The following is a 23,192-nucleotide window of genomic DNA, read 5'->3' on the forward strand; positions in this document are numbered from 1 at the left end:
GCCGCTCAGGACGAGACGAGCTGGAAACGGCTCGTCGCACCGGTCCCGCACGCCCGCCCGTGCCACGCGGCGGCTACCGCGCCAACCGGGAAGAGCAGCACTTCGGGCTCCGCGTCGGATCCCCGATGCCGACGTGCGTGGCGCCGGCGGCCAGTACTGCCTGCTCGACGTCGTCTTCCGCGCCGGGCCGCACCTTTGGCAGAAGCACATGCACCTGATGGTCCTCAGCTTCGTGGAAGGAGCAGCCGTGGCCCGCGCTGTGACGTGATATCGCCCCCATCACCAGCGACCGGGCGGCGTCGTTGAAGTCTCCGTCAAAGGTCGCGACCATGTCGACCAGACCACCGACGCTGATGGTGCGTACGGCGATCCGGTCATCCGTGGCGGCGGAAATCTGCACGGAGTCGGTGGTACCGATCGCGCACCACGGCCCCGAGGCGTGTGCGGCCTCGACGAGGCCGCGCGGTGCCCGCGCCGAGGCGACGGACGTGCCGTCGTGGCTCAGCAGTTCCACCTTGAAGCCGCCCACCAACCAGACCCGATCGTCACCCGCCGGCATGGCGAACGCACTGTAGCTGTCACGCAGGTGTTCGGCCCCGCTGGGCGTGAGCCAACCCACGCGGGAGTCACGGGCGGCCCAGCGGGCCGTCACGAGAACCCCGCGAGCCGCGGCGTAACCCGTCAGGTCGGCTTCGTCGGCGCCGCCGGAATACCAGAGTCCCAGCAGCTCCAGGTCCGGGGAGAAGTGCGCCACGACCCCTCGCTGACCGTCGGCGACGACCAATCCATCCGCGGTGGCGGTCAACGTCGGGTCGCCGCCGATCGCGCGGGAGACAGGCCGATCGCCCGTCGCCGCGAGCCCGGGTGCCGCGTCGCCGAGGTCGTCCAGGGGCACCTCACGCTCCCAGCGGCCCGGCTGTCCGACAGCCAGTCGGCAGACCCCGTCCACGGGAGGAAGAACCGCGGCCAGTCGGCCACCGCCGAGCCCGGCCACCCGCCAGACCCTGTCCTCATGGGTCGCGACCGGAGACACGTCACTCAGCCGGAACTCCTGGAGACGGTGACCGGCCCAGATCCGGTCAGCGGTCACGTCAACCGCCAGCGGCGTCTTCCAGCCAAGGTGTTCGGCCTTCGACTCACCGATCACCGCGAAGTCGCGTAGCGCTCGCACGGTGCCGGTGCTCTCGCACGCCTGAACCACCAGCGTGCCATCGGTCCACATCTCCATGAGCCATCCCTGCGCCGTCTTGATGAAGGTCGGCCTGACCTTAGCGAGGGTGACGGACACCCCCCGGGGGGCGAGCCTTGTGCGCTCGGCCCCCGGGAGTGGCGGTCAGCCGGTGAGCAGGGTCAGGTTCCACTTCTCCAGGATCGGGTTGACCGGCTGGAAGTAGGTGGTTCCGCCCGAGGTGCAGTCGCCCGAGCCGCCGGAGGTCACGCCCTGGGCCTCGGTCCCGGCCAGCCAGGAGCCGCCGGAGTCACCGCCCTCGGCGCAGGCCGTGGTGCGCGTCAGGCCGTGGACGTGCTGGCCCCGGGGGTTGCCAACTGTTGCGTGATCCGTCAGCGGGCCTCCACTCCTGCCAGCAGGAGCCACCGAGGTGATGGACTCGCCGGACGCCGGTTTCGGCCAGATCCGCCGCCAGCTCTCCTACAAGACCGCCTGGAACGGCGGTCGCATGATCACGGCGGACCGGTGGTTCGCCAGCAGTAGGACCTGCTCGGACTGTGGTGCGACGAAAACCAAATTGCCACTCCATGTGCGAGTGTTCGACTGCGACGCGTGTCCCCTGGTGTTGGACCGGGACGTCAACGCCGCACGCAATCTCGCCAAACTGGCGAACAGCATGACCGGTACCGGAGTGGCCGGAGACCGGGGCGCGCGAGCGCCGAAGGCCCGTGGAGCCGACCGTCAGACCCGCACCACCCGCACCCGCCGCGCGGCGGGTACGGGGCGGGCAGGTGGCGCAAGACCGCGCACGCGGAAGGAAACGGGACACCGTACTCAAGACACCGGACAACTCTCGTTGTGGTGACCCTGTGACGGACCTCCTGGGCGGAAACGCCCGGGATGCTGAGAATCGATGAGACTCAAAGCAACGGGAAGACCGACCCGGCGACCGGCCGAGAATCGGGCAACGAGGAACCGCTCCCACGGCGGTCCGCCTCTATCGCGGACGTTCTGTCGGCGCCAGAGGGCCTCCTTGGCCTGATCCGACCAGTTCCCGCTGACGTCGGGTAACGGAAAAGGCCGTCCGGAGGACCCTCCCGTGGTCCCCCGAACGGCCGTTCTTCCTGGATGGTTCCTCAGGCCCTTCCTGGATGGTTCCTCTAGTCGCGCGCCTCCGGGCGCATCGTGTAGTGCGGGAAGTTGCCGGGCAGGCGTTCGGACGCGGGCCCGCGGGTAACCGCGTGGACCAGGAGTTCGCCGCCCACGAAGGCGCCCCGCCAGGAGTCGCCCAGGCCGCCGAACAGCTCGTCGCGGTCCCCCCGCGATCGGGGGCGGTTGATCCCGACCTTGAAGGCCCGCACGCCCGTCGCCAACTGCGCGGCGGTGTCGGCGTCGTCGCAGGAGATCGTGGCCACGAGCGCGCCGTTGCTGGCGTTCATGGCGGCCAGCAGTTCGGCCTCGGTGTCCACCAGGACGATGGAGTCGACCGGCCCGAAGGGCTCGGCGTGGAACAGCGGTGAGGGCCGCGGCGGTTCCAGCAGGGCGACGGGGGCCACGTAGGCTTCGGTGTTCTGGCCAGGCAGCAGGAGGGCGTCGTCCAGTGAGCCCCTGTACAGCGGCACCGCGCCCCCGGCGATCGCCTCGGCGACGGAGTCGTGGAGCTCCTTGGCCTTGGCGGCGTTGATCACCGGGCCGAAGTCGAGTTCGGGCAGGTCGTCGTCGGGGTCGGCGACCGCGAGGGGGTGCCCGAAGCGGACGGTGCCCACGGCCGCGAGGTAGGCCTGGAGGAAGGCGTCGAACCGGGACCGCTGCACGACGAACCGGGGGTAGGCGGTGCAGCGCTGCTTGGCGTAGTCGAAGGTCTTGCGGATCTGCCCCGACAGGGTGTCCCAGTCGCTGAACTCCCACACGCCCCAGCAGTTGAGGCCCTCCTGCTCCAGCACGTGCGGCCGGTCCAGGTCGGCCAGGTCCGCCGCCACGCGCCCGCCGGCGTCACGGCCGCCCACGAAGGACACGCACGCGACCTCCGGGCCCCGGACCAGGGACGGGGACAGGTCGCGCCCGCCGCCGCCGACCAGGGTGAACGGCAGTCCCTCGCGCACGCCCAGGGCCACGGCCAGGGTCAGGCAGACCAGGCCGCCGTCGGTGGGCGTCTTGGCGATGACGCCGTTGCCCGCCAGCGCCTGCACGCACATCGCGTGCGCCAGGACGCTCATGGGGTAGTTCCAGCTGGCGATGTTGCTGACCGGGCCGTCGAGGGCGACCCTGCCGTCGAGCATCCGGTCGATCTCGTCGAGGTACCACTCGACTCCGGAGATCGCCCGGTCGACGTCCTGGCGGGCCAGCCGCCAGGGCTTGCCGATCTCCCACACGAGCGCCAGCGCGAGGGTGTCGCGGTGCTCGCCCCAGGCCTGGACGGTCGCGCGCACCCGCTCCTTGCGCTCGTGGAGGGGAACGCCGGTCCAGGCCAGGTGTTCGGTGGCGGCCGCCGCGACGGCCCTGGCGGCCGTGGGGCCGTCGAGCATGGGCGGGCCGGCGATCTCCGACCCGTCCAGGGGCGAGTGGGCGCTGCGGGGTTCGCCGTCGGCGCGCCACTCGCCGCCCCAGCGGTTGAGGACGCGGTCGGCGGCGAAGGCCTCGGGGGCGATGGCGCGGCAGCGCTCGTAGAGCGTGGCCCAGTCGGTGCCGGGCTTGAGGATCGCTGTCATGGGGCCGTGGGCGCCATCGTGGATCCGGCGCCCGCCTCCTCTCGCTGGTCGGAGCCGTTGAGGACGGCGCGGGCGAGCCGCGCGGTCTCGGTGGGGGTCTTGCCGACCTTGACTCCGGCGGCCTCCAGGGCCTCCTTCTTCGCCGCGGCCGTACCCGAGGAACCAGACACGATCGCGCCGGCGTGGCCCATCGTCTTGCCCTCCGGGGCGGTGAAGCCCGCGACGTAGCCCACCACGGGCTTGGTCACGTTCGCCTTGACGAACTCGGCCGCCCGCTCCTCGGCGTCACCGCCGATCTCACCGATCATCACGATCACGTCGGTGTCGGGGTCGGCCTCGAACGCCGCCAGGGCGTCGATGTGCGTGGTCCCGATGATCGGGTCCCCGCCGATGCCCACCGCGGAGGAGAAGCCGATGTCGCGCAGCTCGTACATCATCTGGTAGGTCAGCGTGCCCGACTTGGACACCAGACCGATCCGCCCCGGCTTGGTGATGTCGGCCGGAATGATGCCCGCGTTCGACTGACCCGGGGAGATCAAACCGGGGCAGTTCGGGCCGATGATGCGGGTCTTGTTGCCCCGGGCCTTGGCGTGCGCCCAGAACGCCGCGGTGTCGTGCACCGGAATGCCCTCGGTGATCACGACCGCCAGGCCGATCTCGGCGTCGATCGCCTCGAACACCGCGTCCTTGGAGAACTTCGGCGGAACGAAGATGACCGTGACGTCGGCGCCGGTGGCGGCCATGCCCTCGGCCACCGATCCGAAGACCGGCACCTCGGCGCCGTCGAAGTCGACCTTCTGGCCGGCCTTGCGCGGGTTGACCCCGCCCACGATGTCGGTGCCCGAGGCGAGCATGCGGCGGGTGTGCTTGGTGCCCTCAGAGCCGGTCATGCCCTGGACCAGCACCTTGCTGTCCTTGTTCAGAAAGATAGCCATGGAGTCCCACTCCAGTGTCGAGATCGGTCGGGGTGGTCGGCGTGCGCCCGGACGGCGCGCACCGGAACGGCGTGCACCGGATCGGCGTGCACCGAAGCGGCACGCACCGGATCGGCGTGCGCCCCTGGGGCCCTCACGCGGCGGCGAGTTCGGCGGCCTGTGCGGCGGCGCCGTCCATCGTGTCGACCTGGCGCACCGCGGGGTGCGCGCGCTCGGTCAGGATCCGGCGGCCCAGCTCGGCGTTGTTGCCGTCCAGGCGCACCACCAGCGGCTTGGAGACGTCGTCACCGCGCGACTCCAGCAGCTCCAGCGCCTGCACGATGCCGTTGGCCACCGCGTCGCACGCCGTGATGCCGCCGAAGACGTTCACGAACACGCTCTTGACCGCCGGGTCGCCCAGAATGATGCCCAGACCGTCGGCCATGACCTCGGCCGAGGCGCCGCCACCGATGTCCAGGAAGTTGGCGGGCTTGACCCCTTGGCTCTCACCGGCGTAGGCCACCACGTCCAGCGTGGACATGACCAGACCCGCGCCGTTGCCGATGATCCCGACCTCACCGTCGAGCTTCACGTAGTTCAGACCCTTCTCGACGGCCCGCAACTCCCGGGGGTCGGTGTCCGAGCCGTCGGCGAAGGGCACGCGCTCGGCGTGCCGGAAGGCCGCGTTGTCGTCGAGCGTCATCTTGCCGTCGAGGGCGATGATCCGCCCGTCGGCCGTGCGGACCAGCGGATTGACCTCCACGAGGGTGGCGTCCTCCCCCACCGCCACCTCCCAGAGCTGGACGATCGTGGCGGCGGCGCAGTCGTGCACCTCCTCGGGGAGCTTCGCGGCGCGGCAGATCTCCAGCGCCGCCGCGCGGTCGACCCCCTCCGGGCCCACGGGGGTCCGCACCACCGCGTCCGGGTCGGTGACCGCGACCTCCTCGATCTCCATCCCGCCCTGGGCGGAGCAGATCGACAGGAAGGTCCGGTTGGCCCGGTCCAACAGGAAGGAGAAGTAGTACTCCTCCGCGATGTCGGAGGCCTCCTCCACCAGCACCCTGCGGACCGTGTGGCCCTTGATGTCCATACCGAGGATCTCCTCGGCCCTGGCGTGGGCGTGCTCCGGCCCGTCCGCCACCTTCACACCGCCGGCCTTACCGCGGCCACCGGTCTTGACCTGCGCCTTCACCACGACCCGCCGACCGATGCGCCCGGCTGCGAGCCGGACCTGGTCAGGGGTGTCGGCTATCTCGCCCTCGACGAGGCGTACCCCGTACTCACCGAAGAGCTGTTTGGCCTCGTACTCGTGGAGATCCACCGTGCCTCCTCGTCGCATGGTTTCCCGACTCTTTCAGTGGTACTCCATACTGTATGCAGTATTCAATACCCCTTCCGGTGAAAATGTGTCCTGCGCCACCCCTTCCCAGGTCGGTCACAGATTTGCATACTGTATTCAAGGAGGTCGCGCCATGTCAGGACACTCCACCCCCGAACCCGCACATCCCGATCACCCGGAAGTCGTGCGCGACTGGCGGGGCCGCAGCTATCGCGTCGGTCCGACCGCACGCGTGCTCACCGGCCTCCCGCGCCCCATCGTCCTCACCCGCGCCCTGACCGCCGTCGCGGCGATCGGCGTGCTGCAGTTCGGCTACGGCGCCGCCGTGCCCACCCTGGTCGTCACGCACGGCTGGTCGCCCGCCCAGGCCCTGGTGCCGTTCCTGCTCTGGGCACTGTTCCAGGGCGCCACCGCACCACTGCCGCACCATCTCGCGGTCCGGCGCCTGCTGACCCCGGGCCAGTCGATCGGCACGGGCGCCGCCCTGTGCGCCGCCGCGCTGGTGGCCCTCGGCCACGTGTCGGCTCCGCTTCCCGCCGCCCTGGCCTACGGCGTCCTGGGCGGCGTGGGCGCCGGGCTCGTCTACCACTCCTGCGCCGACCTGGTCGGCGGCTGGTTCCCCGACCGCCCCGGCATCCGCTTCGGCGCCGTCGGCGGCGCCTTCGCGCTCGGCGCGGTCCCCCTGCTGCCCGCCCTCGCGCTGGCCCCGTCCCCCGCACCGCTGCCCACGGCCACCACCGTGCTCGCCGCGGCCGTCCTGCTCCTGGGCCTGGCGGGCGGCATCGGCCAGCGCCAGGCCCCGCGCCGGTGGTGGCCGCCCGGGGCCGACCCCCGCGCGGTCGCGCTGCGCGGGAACGCCGACCCGCCGGCGGCGGCCGACTTCAGCACCGCCCAGGCCTGGGCCAGCGGGCGTTCGCTTCCGGCCCTGCACGCCGTCGTGGCCCTGTCCGGAGCGGGCGGCCTGTTCACCATCGCCGTCCTGCCGCTGGTCCTGGTCGCGGCGGACCGCCCCGCCGCGGAGACCGCCGCCGTGGTGACGGCCTTCGCCGCCGCCAGCGGCCTGGGCCGGATCGCCTCCGGGGCCGCCGTGGAGCGGACCGGACGGCGCCGTCTGCTCGCCGCCTCACTGGGCGCCGCCGCGCTCGCCCTGGCCGGCCTCGCCGTGGTGGCCGACGCCGGCCCGACCGCGCTCCTGGTGGTGCTGGCGGCGGTGGCGGGCGCCGGAACCGGCTCCTGCTATCCGCTCAGCCGAGCCGTCACGGAGGCCCATTTCGGGTCGGACCGCGCGGCGGGGATCCCCCGTCTGGTCCACAGCTCCAAGGCGGTCGGCGGGCTGCTCGGCGTGGGTGCGGCCGTGGCGCTGTTGGCACTGGCACCGTCGCCCGCGGCGGCGTCCTGGCTGCTCACAGCCGCTGTGGCGCTCGCGCTCGCGGCCCTGCTCACGGGTGCCCTGCGTCGCCCGTTCCCGGTCCGAACACTGCCGATCCGGCCGAAGATCTGGACAGCGGGGCGGCGGCGTGCTCCAATGTGACGCAGACGGTATACAGTATCCCGCCTACAGAAGACACTCACCCGTTCACCATCCCCCACCCGGTCGCTCAGCCATCACACGAGCACCGACACAAGCACCCACATCAGCACGGAACCCGCACGAAAGGGGTCGTCGCACCGATGGCCGAGGGCACACCCAACACCAGCACCAGTAGCGACACCACGATCTCCGGCGGCCACCTGGTGGCCAAAGCGCTCAAGGCCGAGGGCGTCGACGTCATCTACACGCTCTGCGGTGGACACATCATCGACATCTACGACGGCTGCGTCGACGAGGGCATCGACGTCATCGACGTCCGCCACGAGCAGGTCGCCGCGCACGCCGCGGACGGCTACGCCCGCATCACCGGCAAACCCGGCTGCGCCGTCGTCACCGCCGGCCCCGGGACCACGGACGCGGTCACCGGCATCGCGAACGCCTACCGCGCGGAGAGCCCGATGCTCGTCATCGGCGGCCAGGGCGCGCTCAGCCAGCACAAGATGGGCTCGCTCCAGGACCTGCCGCACGTCGACATGATCAACCCGATCTCCAAGTTCGCCGCCACCGTGCCGCACACCGAGCGCGTGGCCGACCTGGTCTCCATGGCCTTCCGCGAGTCGCTCAGCGGCGCCCCCGGGCCGTCCTTCCTGGAGATCCCCCGCGACATCCTGGACGCGCGGGTCCCCCTGGACAAGGCCCGCATCCCCGCCAAGGGCCGCTACCGGGCCTCCACCCGCCAGCTCGGCGACCCCGCCGACATCGAGCGGCTGGCCGACCTCATCGTGCGCTCCGAGCGCCCCAGCATCCTGCTCGGCAACCAGGTGTGGACCACCCGGGCCACCGACACCTCCATCGAGCTCGTCCGCGCGCTCAACATCCCCGCCTACATGAACGGCGCCGGACGCGGCACGCTACCCCCCGGCGACCCCCACCACTTCCAGCTCTCCCGCCGCTACGCCTTCACCAACTCCGACCTCATCATCATCGTCGGCACCCCGTTCGACTTCCGCATGGGCTACGGCAAGCGGCTCTCCCCCGACGCCACCGTCGTCCAGATCGACCTGAACTACGCGACGGTCGGCAAGAACCGCGACATCGACCTCGGGCTGGTCGGCGACGCCGACGCGATCCTGTCCGCCGTCCTGCAGGCCACGTCGGGCTACGGCGACACCGGCGCCCAGGCCCGCAAGCCCTGGCTGGAGGAGCTGCGCACCAAGGAGCAGGAGGCCCTCGACAAGCGCGCCCACCTGCTCACCTCCGACGCCACGCCGATCCACCCCTACCGCCTGGTCAACGAGATCAACCAGTTCCTCACCGAGGACTCCATCTACGTCGGCGACGGCGGCGACATCGTCACCTTCTCCGGCCAGGTCGTCCAGCCCAAGTCGCCCGGCCACTGGATGGACCCGGGCCCCCTGGGCACCCTCGGCGTGGGCATCCCGTTCGTCATGGCGGCCAAGCAGGCCCTGCCGCACAAGGAGGTCGTCGCGCTCTTCGGCGACGGAGCGTTCAGCCTCACCGGCTGGGACTTCGAGACCCTGGTCCGCTTCAACCTGCCCTTCGTGGGGATCGTCGGCAACAACTCCTCCATGAACCAGATCCGCTACGGCCAGATCGCCAAGTACGGCGCCGACCGCGGCGAGATCGGCAACACCCTGGGCGACGTCAACTACGCGGAGTTCGCCAAGATGCTCGGCGGATACGGCGAGGAGGTACGCGACCCGGCCGACATCGCGCCGGCCCTGCGCCGTGCCCGTGAGTCCGGCAAGCCCTCCCTGATCAACGTCTGGATCGACCCCGAGGTCTACGCGCCCGGAACCATGAACCAGACGATGTACAAGTAGCCCGGGAAGGAGAACCCATGGGCAAGGCACTCGACGGGATCCGCGTCCTGGACATGACACACGTCCAGTCCGGTCCCTCGGCGACTCAGATCCTGGCCTGGATGGGCGCCGACGTCCTCAAGGTCGAGGCGGTCACCGGCGACATCACCCGGCGCCAGCTGCGCGACAAGCCCGGCGTGGACAGCCTGTACTTCACGATGCTCAACTCCAACAAGCGCAGCGTCACGCTCAACACCAAGAGCGACCGCGGCAAGGAGATCTTCCTCGACCTGGTCCGGCGCAGCGACGTCCTGGTGGAGAACTTCGCACCGGGCGCCCTGGACCGGATGGGGTTCACCTGGGAGGTCCTCAAGGAGGCCAACCCCCGGCTGGTCTACGCCTCGATCAAGGGCTTCGGACCCGGCGCCTACGCCGACTTCAAGGCCTACGAGGTCATCGCCCAGGCCATGGGCGGCTCGATGAGCACCACGGGCTTCGAGGACGGACCGCCCCTGGCGACGGGCGCACAGATCGGTGACTCGGGCACCGGGATGCATACAGTAGCCGGAATCCTCGCGGCGCTGCTCCAGCGCACCGGCACCGGGCAGGGCCAGCGCGTCCAGGTCGCCATGCAGGACGCCGTCCTCAACCTGTGCCGCGTCAAGCTGCGCGACCAGCAGCGGCTGGAGCACGGGCCCCTCGCGGAGTACCCGAACGAGGACTTCGGCGACGAGGTCCCCCGCTCGGGCAACGCCTCCGGCGGCGGACAGCCCGGCTGGGCGGTGCGCACCGCGCCCGGCGGCCCCAACGACTACGTCTACGTCATCATCCAGCCTCCCGGCTGGGCGCCCATCACCACGCTCATCGGCCGGCCCGAACTGGTGGAGGACCCCGAGTGGGCCACGCCGGAGGCCCGCCTGGACAAGCTCGACAAGGTCTTCTCCCTGATCGAGGAGTGGTCCATCGGGCTCCCCAAGTGGGAGGTCCTGGCCGAGCTGAACAAGCACAACATCCCCTGCGGGCCCATCCTGTCGACCCGGGAGATCATCGAGGACCCCACGCTGCGCGCCAACGGGGTCGTCACCACGGTCGAGCACCCCGAGCGCGGCGAGTACCACACGGTCTCCTCGCCCATCCGGCTCTCCGACTCGCCGGTGGACGTGGAACGCTCCCCCCTGCTCGGCGAGCACAACGAGGACGTCTACGGCGGCGAACTGGGCCTGACCGCCGACGAGCTGGCCGAACTCTCATCGAACGGAGTGATCTAGACCCATGGCCGTCTACACCCCCGAGCGGTCCGACCACGACCGCGCCGCCGTGCGCGAGGTCCTGGACCGCGCACGCGCGGCGGGCCGCACAGCGCTCACCGCGCCGGAGGGCCTGGCACTCGCCCAGGCCTACGGCATCCCCGTACCCGGGGAGGCGCTGGCGACCTCCGCCGAGGAGGCCGCGGCCCTGGCCCAGGAGCTGGGCCTGCCCGTGGTCGCCAAGATCGTCTCCCCCGACATCCTGCACAAGACCGACGCCGGCGGCGTCGAGGTGGGCCTGGACAGCCCCGAGGCGGTGACCGCGGCCTACGAGCGCATCGTGGCCAACGCCCAGGCCTACGACGCCGACGCCCGCATCGACGGCGTGCAGATCCAGCAGATGGTGGGCGGCGGCCTGGAGGTGCTCATCGGCGCCACCACCGACCCCACCTTCGGCAAGGTCGTCGTGTTCGGCCTGGGCGGCGTGCTGGTGGAGGTCCTCAAGGACGTGGCCTTCCGGCTGGCGCCGCTGACCCGTGAGGAGGCGCTGTCCCAGATCGGCGACATCCGCACGGCCGAGGTGCTCGACGGAGTACGCGGAGCCCCCGCGGTGGACCGCGAGGCGCTGGCCGACGTCCTGGTCCGGCTCTCCGACCTGGTCGCGGACTTCCCCGAGATCGCCGAGGCCGACCTCAACCCCGTGTTCGCGTCCCCGGACGGCGCGATCGCCGCCGACCTGCGCTTCGTCCTGGACTTCGAGCCCGCCGAGGGACCGCGCAAGTTCTCCCGCGAGGAGATTCTGGAGTCGATGGAGCGGATCTTCAAGCCCCGCTCGATCGCGATCATCGGCGCCTCCAACGAGGCGGGCAAGATCGGCAACTCCGTCATCCGCAACATCGTCGACGGCGGGTACGAGGGCGAGATCCACCCGGTCAACCCCAAGGCCCCGGAGGTCTACGGCCGGACGGCCTACGCCTCGATCACCGACGTGCCCGGCGACGTGGACGTGGCGGTCTTCGCCATCCCCGCCAAGTTCGTGGCGGCGGCTCTGGAGGACGCCGGGCGCAAGGGCGTGGCCGGCGCGATCCTCATCCCGTCGGGCTTCGCCGAGACCGGTGAGCACGAGCTCCAGGCGGAGGTGCTGGAGGTGGCGCGCCGCCACGGCGTGCGCCTGCTGGGCCCCAACATCTACGGCTACTACTACACGCCGCAGAAGCTCTCGGCGACCTTCTGCACCCCCTACGACGTGGCCGGGGGCACCGCGCTGACCTCCCAGTCCGGGGGCATCGGCATGGCGATCCTGGGCTACAGCCGCAGCACCCGCACGGGCGTCTCGGCGATCGTCGGAGTCGGCAACAAGGCCGACATCGACGAGGACGACCTGCTCACCTTCTTCGGCCAGGACGACAACACCAACGCGGTGGCCATGCACCTGGAGGACCTCAAGGACGGCCGGGCGTTCGTCGCGGCCGCCCGGGAGGTCGTGCCGAAGAAGCCCGTCATCGTGCTCAAGGCGGGGCGCACCTCCGCCGGCGCCCGAGCCGCGGGTTCGCACACGGGCGCGCTCGCGGGCGACGACAAGGTCTACGACGACATCCTGCGCCAGGCGGGCGTGGTGCGCGCACCGGGCCTGACCGAGCTGCTGGAGTACGGCCGGGCGCTGCCCGTCATGGCCGCCCCCGCCGGCGAGAACATCGTCATCATCACCGGGGCGGGCGGGTCGGGCGTGCTGCTCTCCGACGCCGTGGTCGACAACGGGATGTCGCTGTACGAGATCCCGCCGGACCTGGACGAGGCCTTCCGCGCCTTCATCCCGCCGTTCGGCGCGGCCGGCAACCCGGTGGACATCACCGGCGGCGAGCCGCCCTCCACCTACGAGAAGACCATCCGCCTCGGCCTGGAGGACCCCCGGGTGCACGCCCTGGTCCTGGGCTACTGGCACACCATCGTCACCCCTCCGCTGGTCTTCGCCGACGTCGTGATCGACGTGGCGACCAAGGCCCGCGCGGCGGGGATCGACAAGCCGATCGTGGCCTCGCTCTCGGGTGACACCGAGGTGGAGGCCGCCAGCGCCAAGCTGTTCGACCACGGGATCGTCGCCTACCCCTACACCACCGAGATGCCGGTGAAGGTGCTGGGCGCCAAGTACCGCTGGGCCCGTTCGGCCGGCCTGCTCTGATCGCGGGTCGGGGGGAGGGCCGCGCCGGAGGCGTCGGCCGAGGGTGGTGGCCCTCCCCCCGCGAAGCCCGTCAGGGCGATGGTGGACGAAGGGGGCCCTTGGCCGGGGCACCCCCCTCGTCCCCTCAGTTTCGGATACCAGACGATGCCGCCGTGTGCTCTCCGAAACCAGTCGTCACCGTCCGTACCACCGGGAGCCGCCCCGGTCGTTCCACGAGAGGAGAAGCGTGTCCCTGGGGGCTGTTGGGGGCAGTGAAACACACATGTAACAAGTAGACGAGGGAGTCTCCCGATGACCCCACCCCCCGATCCCTCCGAACAGGCGGGCACCGAGCCCCGGTCCGAAAAGACCTACGACCGCCCGCAGATCCCCGCACAGCGCTCCACCGAGCCGGACCCCTCCACCGTGCCCTCGGGCCCGGCGGGCGCCGGCCAGCCACCCGGCTCCGCCGAGCAGCCGCCTCCCGCGGACGCTCCCCGTAAGACCATCCGCCTCGAAGCCCCCGGCACGGGCGTGCGCGACACCTGGCGGGCCATGGGCCCGGGTATCGCCGCGGCCATGACCGGCATCGGGGCCAGCCACATCATGCACGGACCCACGGCCGGAGCGCAGTACGGCTACGCGCTCCTGTGGGTCATCCCGTTCGCCTACCTGCTCAAGTACTGCGCCTTCGAGTTCGCGCACCGCTACACGCTGGTGCGCGGCGAGAGCGTCATGGAGGCCTACGAGCGCACGGGCAAGGGGCGCGGCAACTGGCCCCTGTGGTACCTGGGCTTCCAGTCGCTCGCCAACACCTTCGGCATCGCGGGCAGGGCCCTGGGCGCCGCCGCGATGCTGTGGGCGGCCTTCCCGTTCCTCCCGATCACCGCCTGGGCCGTCCTCGTCCTGCTCTCCAGCCTCGCCGTCCTGTGGGCGGGCAAGTACAAGGCACTGGAACTCGCGGTCAAGATCGCCATCATCGTGTTCGCGGCGTGCGTGCTCCTGGCCTTCTTCCTGCAGAGCCCGCCGCCCGGGGAGTACCTGACCCGGCTGGCGCCCACGCTCCCGCCGGTGGGCGCGCTCCTGCTCTTCGGCGCCATGTGGGGGTACTTCCCCACGACCGTCGAGGTCGCGCCCATGCAGTCCAACTGGGCCGTGGACAAGAAGAGCGGCATGGTCCGCGTCCGTGAGCTGGAGCGGGAGGGGTACCAGGTCGAGCTGGCCCCGAACTACCTGCGCAACCACCTGAAGCTGTTCAAGCGCGACATGAACATCTCCTACGTGATCTCCATGGTCACGGGGATGGCGTTCCTCATCGTCGGTGCCGTGGTCCTCAACCCGCGCGGGATCGTTCCCGAGTCGAGTGAGATGGGCCTGACGATCGCGAGCATCTACACCGACACGTTCGGCGCGTGGATCTTCCCGATCATCATCGCCGGCGGCGTGGCCGCGCTGTGGTCGACGGTCTTCACCTACTTCGACGGCCAGGCGCGGATCTTCGAGGAGGTGTGCGTTCGGCTGCGCCGCTCGTGGGACACCCCCGGCATCCGCAAGCTCATCTACCGGGGCTTCCAGGTCATGTGGCTGGTGGCGGGCACCGCGATCATCTTCGGGCTGCCCGAGCCGATCCTCGTGGTGCAGATCGCGTCGTTCCTGGCCCTGCTGTTCTCACCGGTGCTGTTCTGGCTCAACATCAAGGCCGTCAAGGACAACTTCACCGCCGAGGACGCGCCGTTCCTGCCCCCCAAGTGGATGTTCGCCTGGGCATGGACCGGTGTGATCGGTCTCCTCGGCATCAGCGTCTACATCATCTATCTGGAGTACCTGCAGCCGCTGTTCGGCTGACGGGTACCGCACCTCCCACACACGGACGGCCCCTGGCGGCGCATCTCGCCGGGGGCCGCCCGCGCGCCCACGGTCCGCCCTTCCGCGGGAGGCACCGCCACCGCCGCCGCGAGGCCCCGCGTGATCTCGGCCCGGCCCGGTGCCGGATACTGGATGCTCCCGCGCAGCCCTTTTCGACCGGCGCGGCCTGGGCCGAGCCGGAAGCCCTCGCAGTTGTGGAGGCTCGGGACGACCACGACCCGCGGCCACGCGATCCCGAGCCCCAGATCTCTCCCGGGCCGAACACCGACCACGGTCCGAAACTTTCGATATCGATCTCGAAATCTTCTCTTGACTTCCGGCACGCCATCGCTCAGATTCAACGGCAAGGGCAACGACGCCCTGGCTTTCGGGCGGATCTGCCGTGTCGGAGCCTGAATCGGACACGTGCCGGACCCCCCGTTTGTTAGCGCTAACACCCCCCGAGCGCAGGGCCGGGACTCGCGGTGGACCCCCTCTGGGGTGGGCCGTGCGCCCCGGGCCCGTGGAGGAAGAATGATGTCTACAACGAGAAGGTCTCCGATCGCGCCGCCCCCACGGCCGCGAGGATGGCTACTGCGCATCGTCATCGCCGGTGTCATGGCCATGGTGGTCGGCGGCGCCGGTGCCGTGCTGGTGCCGACGCCCGCCACGGCGGCGACGGTCGACACCGACGCGTGGTACGTGCTGGTGAACCGGGACAGCGGCAAGGCGTTGGACGTGTACGACCAGGCCACCGAGAACGGGGCGCGGATCACCCAGTGGCCCCGCAACGACCAGCACCAGCAGCAGTGGCGGTTCGTCGACTCCGGCGACGGCTACTACCGGCTGCGGTCACGGATCTCGGACAAGGTGCTGGACGTCCACAACTGGTCGACCGCCAACGGTGCCGACATCGTCCAGTGGACCGACTTCGACCAGGCCAACCAGCAGTTCCGGTTGGAGGACTCACCCGGGGGCTACGTCCGGTTGGTCAACCGGCACAGTGGCAAGGCCGTGGAGGTCCAGGGCGGCTCGGACGCCGACGGCGCCGACATCGTGCAGTACGACGACTGGGGCGGCGGCAACCAGCAGTGGCAACTCGTCCGCGTCGACGACGAGGGGCCGAGCGACACCTGCGCTCTCCCCTCGACCTACGACTGGTCTTCGACGGGGCCGCTGGCGCAGCCGGGACCGGGATGGGTCTCGCTCAAGGACTTCACCCACGCCCCCTACAACGGTCGGCACCTCGTCTACGGGACGACGCATGACACGGGAACGTCATGGGGCTCGATGAACTTCGACCTCTTCGACGACTGGTCCGGCATGGCCTCGGCAGGCCAGAACCCGATGCCCTTCTCCGCCGTCGCACCCTCGCTCTTCTACTTCGAGCCCGCTGACATCTGGGTGCTCGCCTACCAGTGGGGCGGGCCCGCCTTCTCCTACCGGACGTCGACCGATCCCACCGACGTGAACAGCTGGTCGCCGGCGCAGACGCTCTTCGACGGAAGCATCGCCGACTCCTCCACCGGCCCCATCGACCAGGCGCTCATCGGCGACGACACGGACATGTACCTGTTCTTCGCCGGGGACAACGGCAGGATCTACCGGGCCAGCATGCCCATCGGCGACTTCCCGGGCAGCTTCGGCTCGACCTCGACGACCATCATGTCCGACAGCACCAACAACCTGTTCGAAGCGGTTCAGGTCTACAGGGTCCAGGGCCAGAGCCAGTACCTCATGATCGTCGAAGCGATCGGGGCGCAGGGAGACCGCTACTTCCGCTCGTTCACGGCCACCAGCCTGGACGGCACGTGGACACCACAGGCCACCACCGAGAGCGACCCCTTCGCCGGCCGGGCCAACAGCGGCGCCACCTGGACCGACAGCATCAGTCACGGCGAGCTGATCCGTACCGACCCCGACCAGACCATGACCATCGACGCCTGCGACATGCGATTCCTCTACCAGGGAATCTCCCCCGACGCCGGCGGCGACTACGGTCTCCTGCCCTACCGTCCCGGCCTGCTGACCCTCCAGCGCTGACCGGGGGCGCCGGCAACGCTTCACCCCTCCCGGGTCCGTGTCCCGTGGACATCCCCACGGGACACGGACCCGGAGTCGACATCACGGCACCGTCGCTCCCACGCCCCGGACACGGGAAAACCGGTGGAGTGCGAGCCGGACGGGGGCCTATCCTCACTGGCGCCCACCACTGCCCGCCCCCGCCCGAAGGACCGCCGTGCCGCACCCCGCCCAGTTGACCTCGTCCCTCGCCGATCCCGACCGGCTGGCGCTCTACGCCCGCGTGGTCTGCTCGGGCGGCGCCGGGCTGCCCGCCGAGGAGGTCCGCAGTGCGGGGGCCAAGGCGGCCAAACGCCTGGCCCGGCTGCTCCGCGACGGACTCGTGCGCGAGGACGGCGACCGGGTCGTGGCCGTGCCCGAGGTGTTCGGGGAGGCGACCGCGAGCGCACGGCCGCGCTCCGCCGACCCCGTCGACGCCGTGTTCCGCGCCGGGCGCCTCGCCGAGCTCCCCGCCCGGCGCGAACTGCGGCTGGCGGTGTTCGCGCGCGTGACCGAGCGGCTCTTCGCCCCCGGGCTGGAGTACACCGAGAAGCAGGTCAACACCGCCATCCGCACCTGCTACGACGACCCCTCCGCGCTGCGCCGCCACCTGGTGGAGGAGGGTTTCCTCGCCAGGGAGGACGACGGCAGCCGGTACCGCGTCACCCCCAGCTGAGCCCGGACCCGCCGTCCGCGTTCGGGGAGTCCGCGCGCGAGGCGGAGGTCAGCCGCGAGGCGACCTCGTCGGCCTCGCGCACGTGGACGCGGATCGCGGCCTCGGCCGCGCGCAGCGCGTGGTCCCCGTCAAGGCCGTGCGCCAGATCGCCGGACGGCCCGCCGGCCGTGTGCGCGACGAGGTCGTCGTAGGCGTCGCCGCCCACCGACAGACGGGACAGCTGCTCCCACTCCCGGTAGGCCGTCAGCGCCGCGTCGACCGGGCGCATGTAGCGCTCGATCCGTGACAGGCGGCGGTCCACGATCCGCTCGGCCGCGCCCACGGCCGCCTCCCGCGAGCGCAGGGCCGCCCGGACCCGGTCGGATGCGGCCTCCGCGCGCAGGCCCGCGACCTCCTCGGTGAGCGGAGACACCCGGGCCAGATCGCGGGCGACGAGCCACTCCTCCTCCCGCAGCACGGTGAGCGCCGACCGCCCGTCGAAGTCCGGGATCACGCGCTGGGCCTCCTCCACCCGCCGACAGGCGTCCTGCACACGGCTCAGTTTCCGCTCCGCCTCGTACCCGAGGCCCCTCGGGTCGACGAAGCGGTCCCGCGGCAGCGCGAACTCGAAGGGCTTGCCGTGCAACACGAAGAGCGCGTAGCGGTAGAGGTGGACGAGGAGGAACGGGAGGAGGGCCCCAGCGAACGTACTCATCCCGGCGGCGAACAGCGAGAGGAACACGACTCCGCCGAGGCCCGCCGGCTCGCCCCTGATCCCGTCCTCGGACAGGCGCCGGGGGAGGTAGAGGAACAGCGTCAGGAAGCCCATCAGGACGGAGAGCGCGGTCCACTCCAGGGCGAGGTCGCACACGGCCATGAGGACCAGGGCGGTCACGAAGGGGATCGCGCCCATGAGCAGGCGCTCCCGCCTCGTCCGGAGCACGAGCGGCCGCGTCCCCGGCGGTCCCACCCGCACGTGCACGGTCGTCGCTCGCAGTCCGGCATGCCCGGCCATCGGCAGGGTCGGATCGAACACGAGGGATGTGTGGTCGTACTTCTTCAGCTCCATCGGCGGACCACGGGCCTTCCCAGCCATCGCGCGTCCTGGGGGAGCGCGTCGCAGCTTGGACGTCGCTCACGAGCCGACGGTTGCCTTCGGGTGTCCGCGCCCGGGGACGGGCCGGGCGCGGACACGGGACCGGCCGCCCGGAGCGGGGACGCGGGCGGCCGGTGGCTGATGGACCCGTGGGGTCAGCCGGTGAGAAGCGTCAGATTCCACTGCTCCAGCATCGGGTTGAGCGGCTGGAAGTAGGTGGTCCCGCCGGAGGTGCAGTTGCCGGACCCGCCGGAGGTCACGCCCTGGGCCTCGGTGCCCGACACCCAGGAGCCGCCGGAGTCGCCGCCCTCGGCGCACGCGGTGGTCCGCGTGAGGCCGTTGACGATGTCACCGCCGTAGTTGACGCTCTGGTCCTTGGCCTGGACGGTGCCGCAGTGCCAGCCGGTGGTCTGTCCCGAGCGGCAGACCGCGCCGCCGACGGGGGTCTCCTGGGAACCGGTGACCGTCACGGTGCCGCCCGCGTGGTCGTCGACCAGCGGGGTCGGGGTGTGGCCCGCGGCCGAGCGCACCCAGGCCGCGTCCTGGTCGGGGAAGACCGACTCGGCGACCGTGCCGAGCTGCCCCGAGCCCACCTGGAGCCAGGTGTCGGAGCCCGCCGTTCCGCAGTGTCCGGCGGTGACGTAGCCGCCCTCCACGCCGAAGCCGACGGAGCAGACGAACCAGTCGGCGCCGTCCTGGAAGTAGTAGGGGGTGCCGCCGACGATGTCGGCGTAGGTGCGGGGCTCCTCCGTGCCCTCCTCGACGGTGAAGGTGTCGACGTCCAGGCCCGCCTCGGCGGCCAGCGCCTCGGCGTCCTCGGCCGCGCCGTCGGCGGTCTCGATGACGACGGTGTCCAGTTCGGGGTCGGCGTACCAGCCGTGGACGCCGTCGGACGCGGCCTCCTCGGCGCCGTTGAGCGCCTCGACGGCCGCCTCCAGCTCCGGGGCGCCGTGTTCGACGCGCTGGGGGACGGCGCCGGCCTCGCGCACGGCGTCGTTCGAGGACTGGTCCGTGACCCGGACGGTCAGTTCGTGGGTGTCGGTGTCGAAGACGGCTCCGCCGAAGTCGGCGCCGAGCTCCTCACGCAGCTCGGCCTCCAGGTCGGCGGCCTCGGCCTGGGCGTCGAGGAGGTCGGTGACACCGGCCTGGGAGAGCCCGAAGGCCTCCTGCATGGCGGCCATCTGGTCGGGGTCGATGGTGGGGGTGCCGGCTGTGTCGGCCGTCGCCGCGGTGACGGGGGCCAGGACCAGTCCGGAGGCGAGTGCGGCGGTGGCCGCGAGACGCCCGAGAGGGGGAATCGACAACGTCTGCCCTTTCTAGCGGGGGTGACAAGGCAGAGGGCATACACGTACCCAGGGGGACGGCTCCTGGGTTGTGGGGACCCTGAGCCATCTTTCGCCCACACGGTGTGAACGTCGAGCAAAAGTAAGGGATGGCGCCCGTAACGGGCAATAGCCGAACACTCTCCGCGTTCGGCGCGATGCGCCACGGACCCTCACGTGGCCCCACCACGGAGCGGTACCGCGCGACTCCTTTACGCCCGGGTAACAAGACGAGGAGCGGATCCGGGCGCGCGGCGCGTCTAGCACAGACCCCGGGGCGGCGACAGGGTGGCTCTGCGGCCGGAAGCGGCCATTCGTCATCACATTGCGTGACAGCCCAGGTGGGTCCGGTCGACCTCGAACGGGCGACACACGTCCGCCCCGCCCTCGGGGAGGACGGGGCGGACACGGTGGGGCGCGTGGGCCGATGGGATCAGTGCAGGAGCTTGAGCCCGACCAGACCGCCGACCACCAGCAGCAGGCACAGCAGCTTGGGAACGCTGAAGCCCTCACCCAGGAAGAACATGCCCACCAGGGCGGTGCCGACCACGCCGATACCGACCCACACCGCGTACCCGGTGCCGACCGGGATGGTGCGCAGCGCGTAGGCCAGGCCGCCCATGCTCAGCACGAGGGAGACGGCGAAGATCACCGATGGCCACAGGCGCGTGAAGCCACGGGTCGCGTCGAGCGCGACGGCCCAGACGGTTTCCAGCAGACCGGAGATGATCAGGACGAGCCATGCCATGGGAATCGGACCTCCGCCGACGTCGGTGCACGTACGCGCCGTCTTGTCCTACCGGGTACGGCGCACCTCGTCCGGGGTCGCGTGAGCGCCCTCCACTCCCTGACCATCGGGCCCGCGGGGAGCTCCGGCTCCGCGGCCGGTCGTACGGTACAACGCCCCGAACCGGCGGGGCGTTCCGGCCCGCGTGGTCGGACCGATCACCCCGGGCCGCCGTTCACCGACCGCTCGCCGCACGACGCGACCGCTCAGCGCGCACTGGGCGACCACTCGGCGACATCACTCCGCGTTCGGCGCGTGCCCCCGCGCATCCCCTCCACGCGCCGAGTGTCGCTGCTTACAGTTCCGAGTAACGCAGGTCACATCACCAGAACACCGACGAAATCACCCTCCCCACCAATCCCCCCGGAGGACTCACCATGACGACCGACAGAAAGAACCCGGGCACCGGCCCGCCGGGGCCGGACCAGACAGGCGACGCGGCCTACATCGCGATGCACAGCGATCCGCGCTTCCTCGCCCTCAAGCGGAGCCTCTACTCGTTCATCTTCCCGATGAGCATCGCCTTCATGGCGTGGTACCTGCTCTACGTGCTGCTGTCCGCGTTCGGTCGCGACTTCATGGGCACCGTCCTCTTCGGCAACATCAACGTCGCCCTGGTCTTCGGCATCCTCCAGTTCGCGTCCACCTTCGGCATCGCCGTCCTCTACACGCGCTACGCCCGTAAGAAGCTGGACGCCCAGGCGACCGAGCTGCGCGACGAGCTCGTCAAGGCCGACGACCGTCAGAAGAAGCAGGAGGGCACCCGATGATGCTCGCGCAGGAGGCCGTCAACGAGAGCGGCCGGCTCGTCACCCTCGTCCTCTTCGGCCTGATGGTCGCGGCGACCCTCGGTATCACCGTCTGGGCCAGCCGCCGCAGCTACTCCGCCGCCGACTTCCACTCCGGTGGCCGCGGGTTCTCCCCGCTCCAGAACGGTCTGGCCATCGGCAGTGACTACATGTCCGCCGCGTCGTTCCTCGGCATCGCGGGCATGATCGCCCTCTTCGGCTACGACGGCTTCCTCTACTCCATCGGGTTCCTGGTGGCGTGGCTGGTCGCCCTGTTGCTCGTCGCCGAGCTGCTGCGCAACTCCGGCCGCTACACCATGGGCGACGTGCTGTCCTACCGGATGCAGCAGCGCCCGGTCCGCACCGCCGCGGCCGTCTCCACGCTCGTCGTGTCGATCTTCTACCTGCTCGCCCAGATGGTCGGCGCCGGCGCCCTGATCGCGCTGCTGCTCGGCATCCAGGAGGGCCAGACCTTCCTGGGCATGGACGCGGCCACCGCCAAGATCGTCGGCATCGTGGTCGTCGGCCTGCTGATGACCGTCTACGTGACCATCGGCGGTATGAAGGGCACCACCTGGGTGCAGATCATCAAGGCCGTCATCCTCATGTCGGGTGCCGCGCTGCTGACCGTGCTCACCCTGTCGATGTACGGCTTCAACCTCGGCGCGCTGATGTCCGACGCCGCCACCAACAGCGAGCAGGGCGCCGCCTTCCTGGAGCCCGGTCTGCGCTACGGCGTCGAGGTCGTCGGCGACCCGCTGCAGACCATGTGGAACAAGCTGGACCTCATCAGCCTCGGGCTGGCGCTGGTCCTGGGTACCGCGGGCCTGCCGCACATCCTCATCCGCTTCTACACCGTTCCCGACTCCCAGAGCGCCCGTAAGTCGGTCAACTGGGGCATCGGCCTCATCGGCTCCTTCTACCTGATGACGCTGGTGCTGGGCTTCGGCGCCGCGGCCCTGGTCGGACGTGAGGCCATCACCGCGCAGGACGCGGCGGGCAACACGGCCGCACCACAGCTGGCGGAGACCGTCGGCCAGGCCGTCGGCGGGAACATGGCGGGCGCGGTCCTGCTCGCCCTGATCGCCTCGGCCGCGTTCGCGGCGATCCTGTCCACGGTGGCCGGCCTGGTCATCGCGTCCTCGTCCTCCCTGGCGCACGACTTCTACAACTCCGTCCTGCGCAAGGGCCGGGCCCCCGGACGCGAGGAGGTCCGGGTCGCCAAGCTCTCCGCCCTGGGCATCGGCGCGGTCGCGATCGTGCTGGCGATCTTCGCGCAGAGCCTCAACGTGGCCTTCCTGGTCGCGCTGGCCTTCGCGATCGCCGCCTCGGCCAACCTGCCGACCCTGCTGCTCAGCCTCTTCTGGAAGCGGTTCAACACGGCCGGTGCCGTCGCGGGTATCTACGGCGGTCTGATCAGCGCCGTCGGCCTGGTGTTCTTCTCGCCGGTCGTGTCCGGTTCGGAGACGGCGCTCATCCCGGGCGCCGACTTCGCCTGGTTCCCGATGCCGAACCCGGCCCTGGTGTCGGTGCCGCTGGGCCTGCTCTGCGCGGTCGTCGGGACGTTCATGTCCAAGGAGCGCGACTTCGACAAGTTCGCGATGCTCCAGGTCCGGGCGCTGACCGGCGCCGGTGCGGTGAAGGCCGGCGACCACTAGGCCAACCGGGGAACCGGGTCGGCCATCAGGGCCGGTCACTCCAACCGGGAGCCCACTCCACTCCCGGTCGGCCCTGCCCCGGTTCTCTCTCC

At 70.9% G+C, this 23,192-nt stretch carries 17 protein-coding genes, 1 pseudogene and 1 riboswitch; of the genes and pseudogenes, 10 read left to right on the forward strand and 8 right to left on the reverse strand.

Annotation, left to right across the window (positions count from 1 at the left end; translation table 11 throughout):
* Positions 1 to 73 precede the first annotated feature (73 nt).
* Entirely contained in the window at positions 74 to 1,228 is a 1,155-nt protein-coding gene (locus DFP74_RS06655) for a hypothetical protein (RefSeq protein WP_147453825.1), read from the reverse strand.
* Between the two features lie 105 nt (positions 1,229 to 1,333).
* Positions 1,334 to 1,549, reverse strand: a pseudogene (locus DFP74_RS06660) (trypsin-like serine protease); the annotation flags it as partial.
* Positions 1,550 to 1,601: 52 nt separating this feature from the next.
* Between DFP74_RS06660 and DFP74_RS06665 the strand changes: the two are divergent.
* Positions 1,602 to 2,033 carry a transposase gene (locus DFP74_RS06665; RefSeq protein WP_233570839.1) on the forward strand — a complete coding sequence of 144 codons (432 nt, stop codon included), beginning with the start codon at positions 1,602 to 1,604 and terminating at the stop codon, positions 2,031 to 2,033.
* A 295-nt stretch (positions 2,034 to 2,328) separates the two neighbouring features.
* Here DFP74_RS06665 and DFP74_RS06670 read toward each other — a convergent pair whose 3' ends face one another.
* The 3 genes from DFP74_RS06670 to sucC all read right to left on the reverse strand — a co-directional run bounded on the left by DFP74_RS06670 (position 2,329) and on the right by sucC (position 6,111).
* Complete coding sequence (locus tag DFP74_RS06670; RefSeq protein WP_121180896.1) at positions 2,329 to 3,876, reverse strand: aldehyde dehydrogenase family protein; 1,548 nt, start codon at positions 3,874 to 3,876, stop codon at positions 2,329 to 2,331.
* The gene (gene sucD / locus DFP74_RS06675; protein WP_121180897.1) at positions 3,873 to 4,811 is read right to left on the reverse strand and encodes a succinate--CoA ligase subunit alpha; all 939 of its coding nucleotides are present in this window, start codon (positions 4,809 to 4,811) and stop codon (positions 3,873 to 3,875) included. The genes DFP74_RS06670 and sucD overlap by 4 nt, the downstream gene beginning before the upstream one ends.
* A gap of 133 nt (positions 4,812 to 4,944) precedes the next feature.
* Positions 4,945 to 6,111 carry an ADP-forming succinate--CoA ligase subunit beta gene (gene sucC, locus DFP74_RS06680; protein ID WP_121180898.1) on the reverse strand — a complete coding sequence of 389 codons (1,167 nt, stop codon included), beginning with the start codon at positions 6,109 to 6,111 and terminating at the stop codon, positions 4,945 to 4,947.
* A gap of 151 nt (positions 6,112 to 6,262) precedes the next feature.
* Between sucC and DFP74_RS06685 the strand changes: the two genes are divergently transcribed.
* From DFP74_RS06685 to DFP74_RS06715, 7 genes are all read left to right on the forward strand, one after another.
* Positions 6,263 to 7,660 (forward strand): MFS transporter, encoded by a 1,398-nt coding sequence (locus DFP74_RS06685; RefSeq protein WP_121180899.1) that lies wholly within the window; start codon positions 6,263 to 6,265, stop codon positions 7,658 to 7,660.
* A 140-nt stretch (positions 7,661 to 7,800) separates the two neighbouring features.
* Entirely contained in the window at positions 7,801 to 9,504 is a 1,704-nt protein-coding gene (locus tag DFP74_RS06690; RefSeq protein WP_121180900.1) for a thiamine pyrophosphate-binding protein, read from the forward strand.
* A 17-nt stretch (positions 9,505 to 9,521) separates the two neighbouring features.
* Entirely contained in the window at positions 9,522 to 10,751 is a 1,230-nt protein-coding gene (gene frc, locus DFP74_RS06695; protein ID WP_121180901.1) for a formyl-CoA transferase, read from the forward strand.
* Positions 10,752 to 10,755: 4 nt separating this feature from the next.
* Positions 10,756 to 12,909, forward strand: coding sequence for an acetate--CoA ligase family protein (locus DFP74_RS06700; RefSeq protein ID WP_121180902.1), 2,154 nt, complete (start codon positions 10,756 to 10,758; stop codon positions 12,907 to 12,909).
* Positions 12,910 to 13,200: 291 nt separating this feature from the next.
* Positions 13,201 to 14,733, forward strand: coding sequence for an Nramp family divalent metal transporter (locus tag DFP74_RS06705; protein WP_121180903.1), 1,533 nt, complete (start codon positions 13,201 to 13,203; stop codon positions 14,731 to 14,733).
* A 618-nt stretch (positions 14,734 to 15,351) separates the two neighbouring features.
* Entirely contained in the window at positions 15,352 to 16,776 is a 1,425-nt protein-coding gene (locus DFP74_RS06710; protein ID WP_121180904.1) for a non-reducing end alpha-L-arabinofuranosidase family hydrolase, read from the forward strand.
* Between the two features lie 196 nt (positions 16,777 to 16,972).
* Positions 16,973 to 17,470 (forward strand): DUF2087 domain-containing protein, encoded by a 498-nt coding sequence (locus tag DFP74_RS06715; protein ID WP_121180905.1) that lies wholly within the window; start codon positions 16,973 to 16,975, stop codon positions 17,468 to 17,470.
* Here DFP74_RS06715 and DFP74_RS06720 read toward each other — a convergent pair.
* The 3 genes from DFP74_RS06720 to DFP74_RS06730 all read right to left on the reverse strand — a co-directional run bounded on the left by DFP74_RS06720 (position 17,457) and on the right by DFP74_RS06730 (position 20,615).
* On the reverse strand, positions 17,457 to 18,545 hold the full coding sequence (locus DFP74_RS06720; RefSeq protein WP_147453826.1) for a hypothetical protein: 1,089 nt from the start codon (positions 18,543 to 18,545) through the stop codon (positions 17,457 to 17,459). The two genes, DFP74_RS06715 and DFP74_RS06720, sit on opposite strands and share 14 nt — an antisense overlap.
* A gap of 155 nt (positions 18,546 to 18,700) precedes the next feature.
* The gene (locus DFP74_RS06725) at positions 18,701 to 19,849 is read right to left on the reverse strand and encodes a S1 family peptidase (RefSeq protein WP_121180907.1); all 1,149 of its coding nucleotides are present in this window, start codon (positions 19,847 to 19,849) and stop codon (positions 18,701 to 18,703) included.
* Positions 19,850 to 20,300: 451 nt separating this feature from the next.
* On the reverse strand, positions 20,301 to 20,615 hold the full coding sequence (locus DFP74_RS06730; RefSeq protein ID WP_121180908.1) for a multidrug efflux SMR transporter: 315 nt from the start codon (positions 20,613 to 20,615) through the stop codon (positions 20,301 to 20,303).
* Positions 20,616 to 20,647: 32 nt separating this feature from the next.
* Positions 20,648 to 20,709, reverse strand: a riboswitch (guanidine-III (ykkC-III) riboswitch).
* Positions 20,710 to 21,031: 322 nt separating this feature from the next.
* On the opposite strand from DFP74_RS06730, the gene DFP74_RS06735 reads away from it, so the two are divergent.
* Together DFP74_RS06735 and DFP74_RS06740 are read left to right on the forward strand one after the other, a co-directional pair.
* Positions 21,032 to 21,424, forward strand: coding sequence for a DUF485 domain-containing protein (locus tag DFP74_RS06735; protein WP_121180909.1), 393 nt, complete (start codon positions 21,032 to 21,034; stop codon positions 21,422 to 21,424).
* Positions 21,421 to 23,100, forward strand: a complete 1,680-nt coding sequence (locus DFP74_RS06740; protein WP_121180910.1) for a cation acetate symporter — start codon at positions 21,421 to 21,423, stop codon at positions 23,098 to 23,100. Before DFP74_RS06735 ends, DFP74_RS06740 begins: the two co-directional genes overlap by 4 nt.
* Positions 23,101 to 23,192 lie beyond the last annotated feature (92 nt).

Origin of the sequence: Nocardiopsis sp. Huas11 (genome assembly GCF_003634495.1) — a bacterium.
Lineage (GTDB): Bacteria > Actinomycetota > Actinomycetes > Streptosporangiales > Streptosporangiaceae > Nocardiopsis.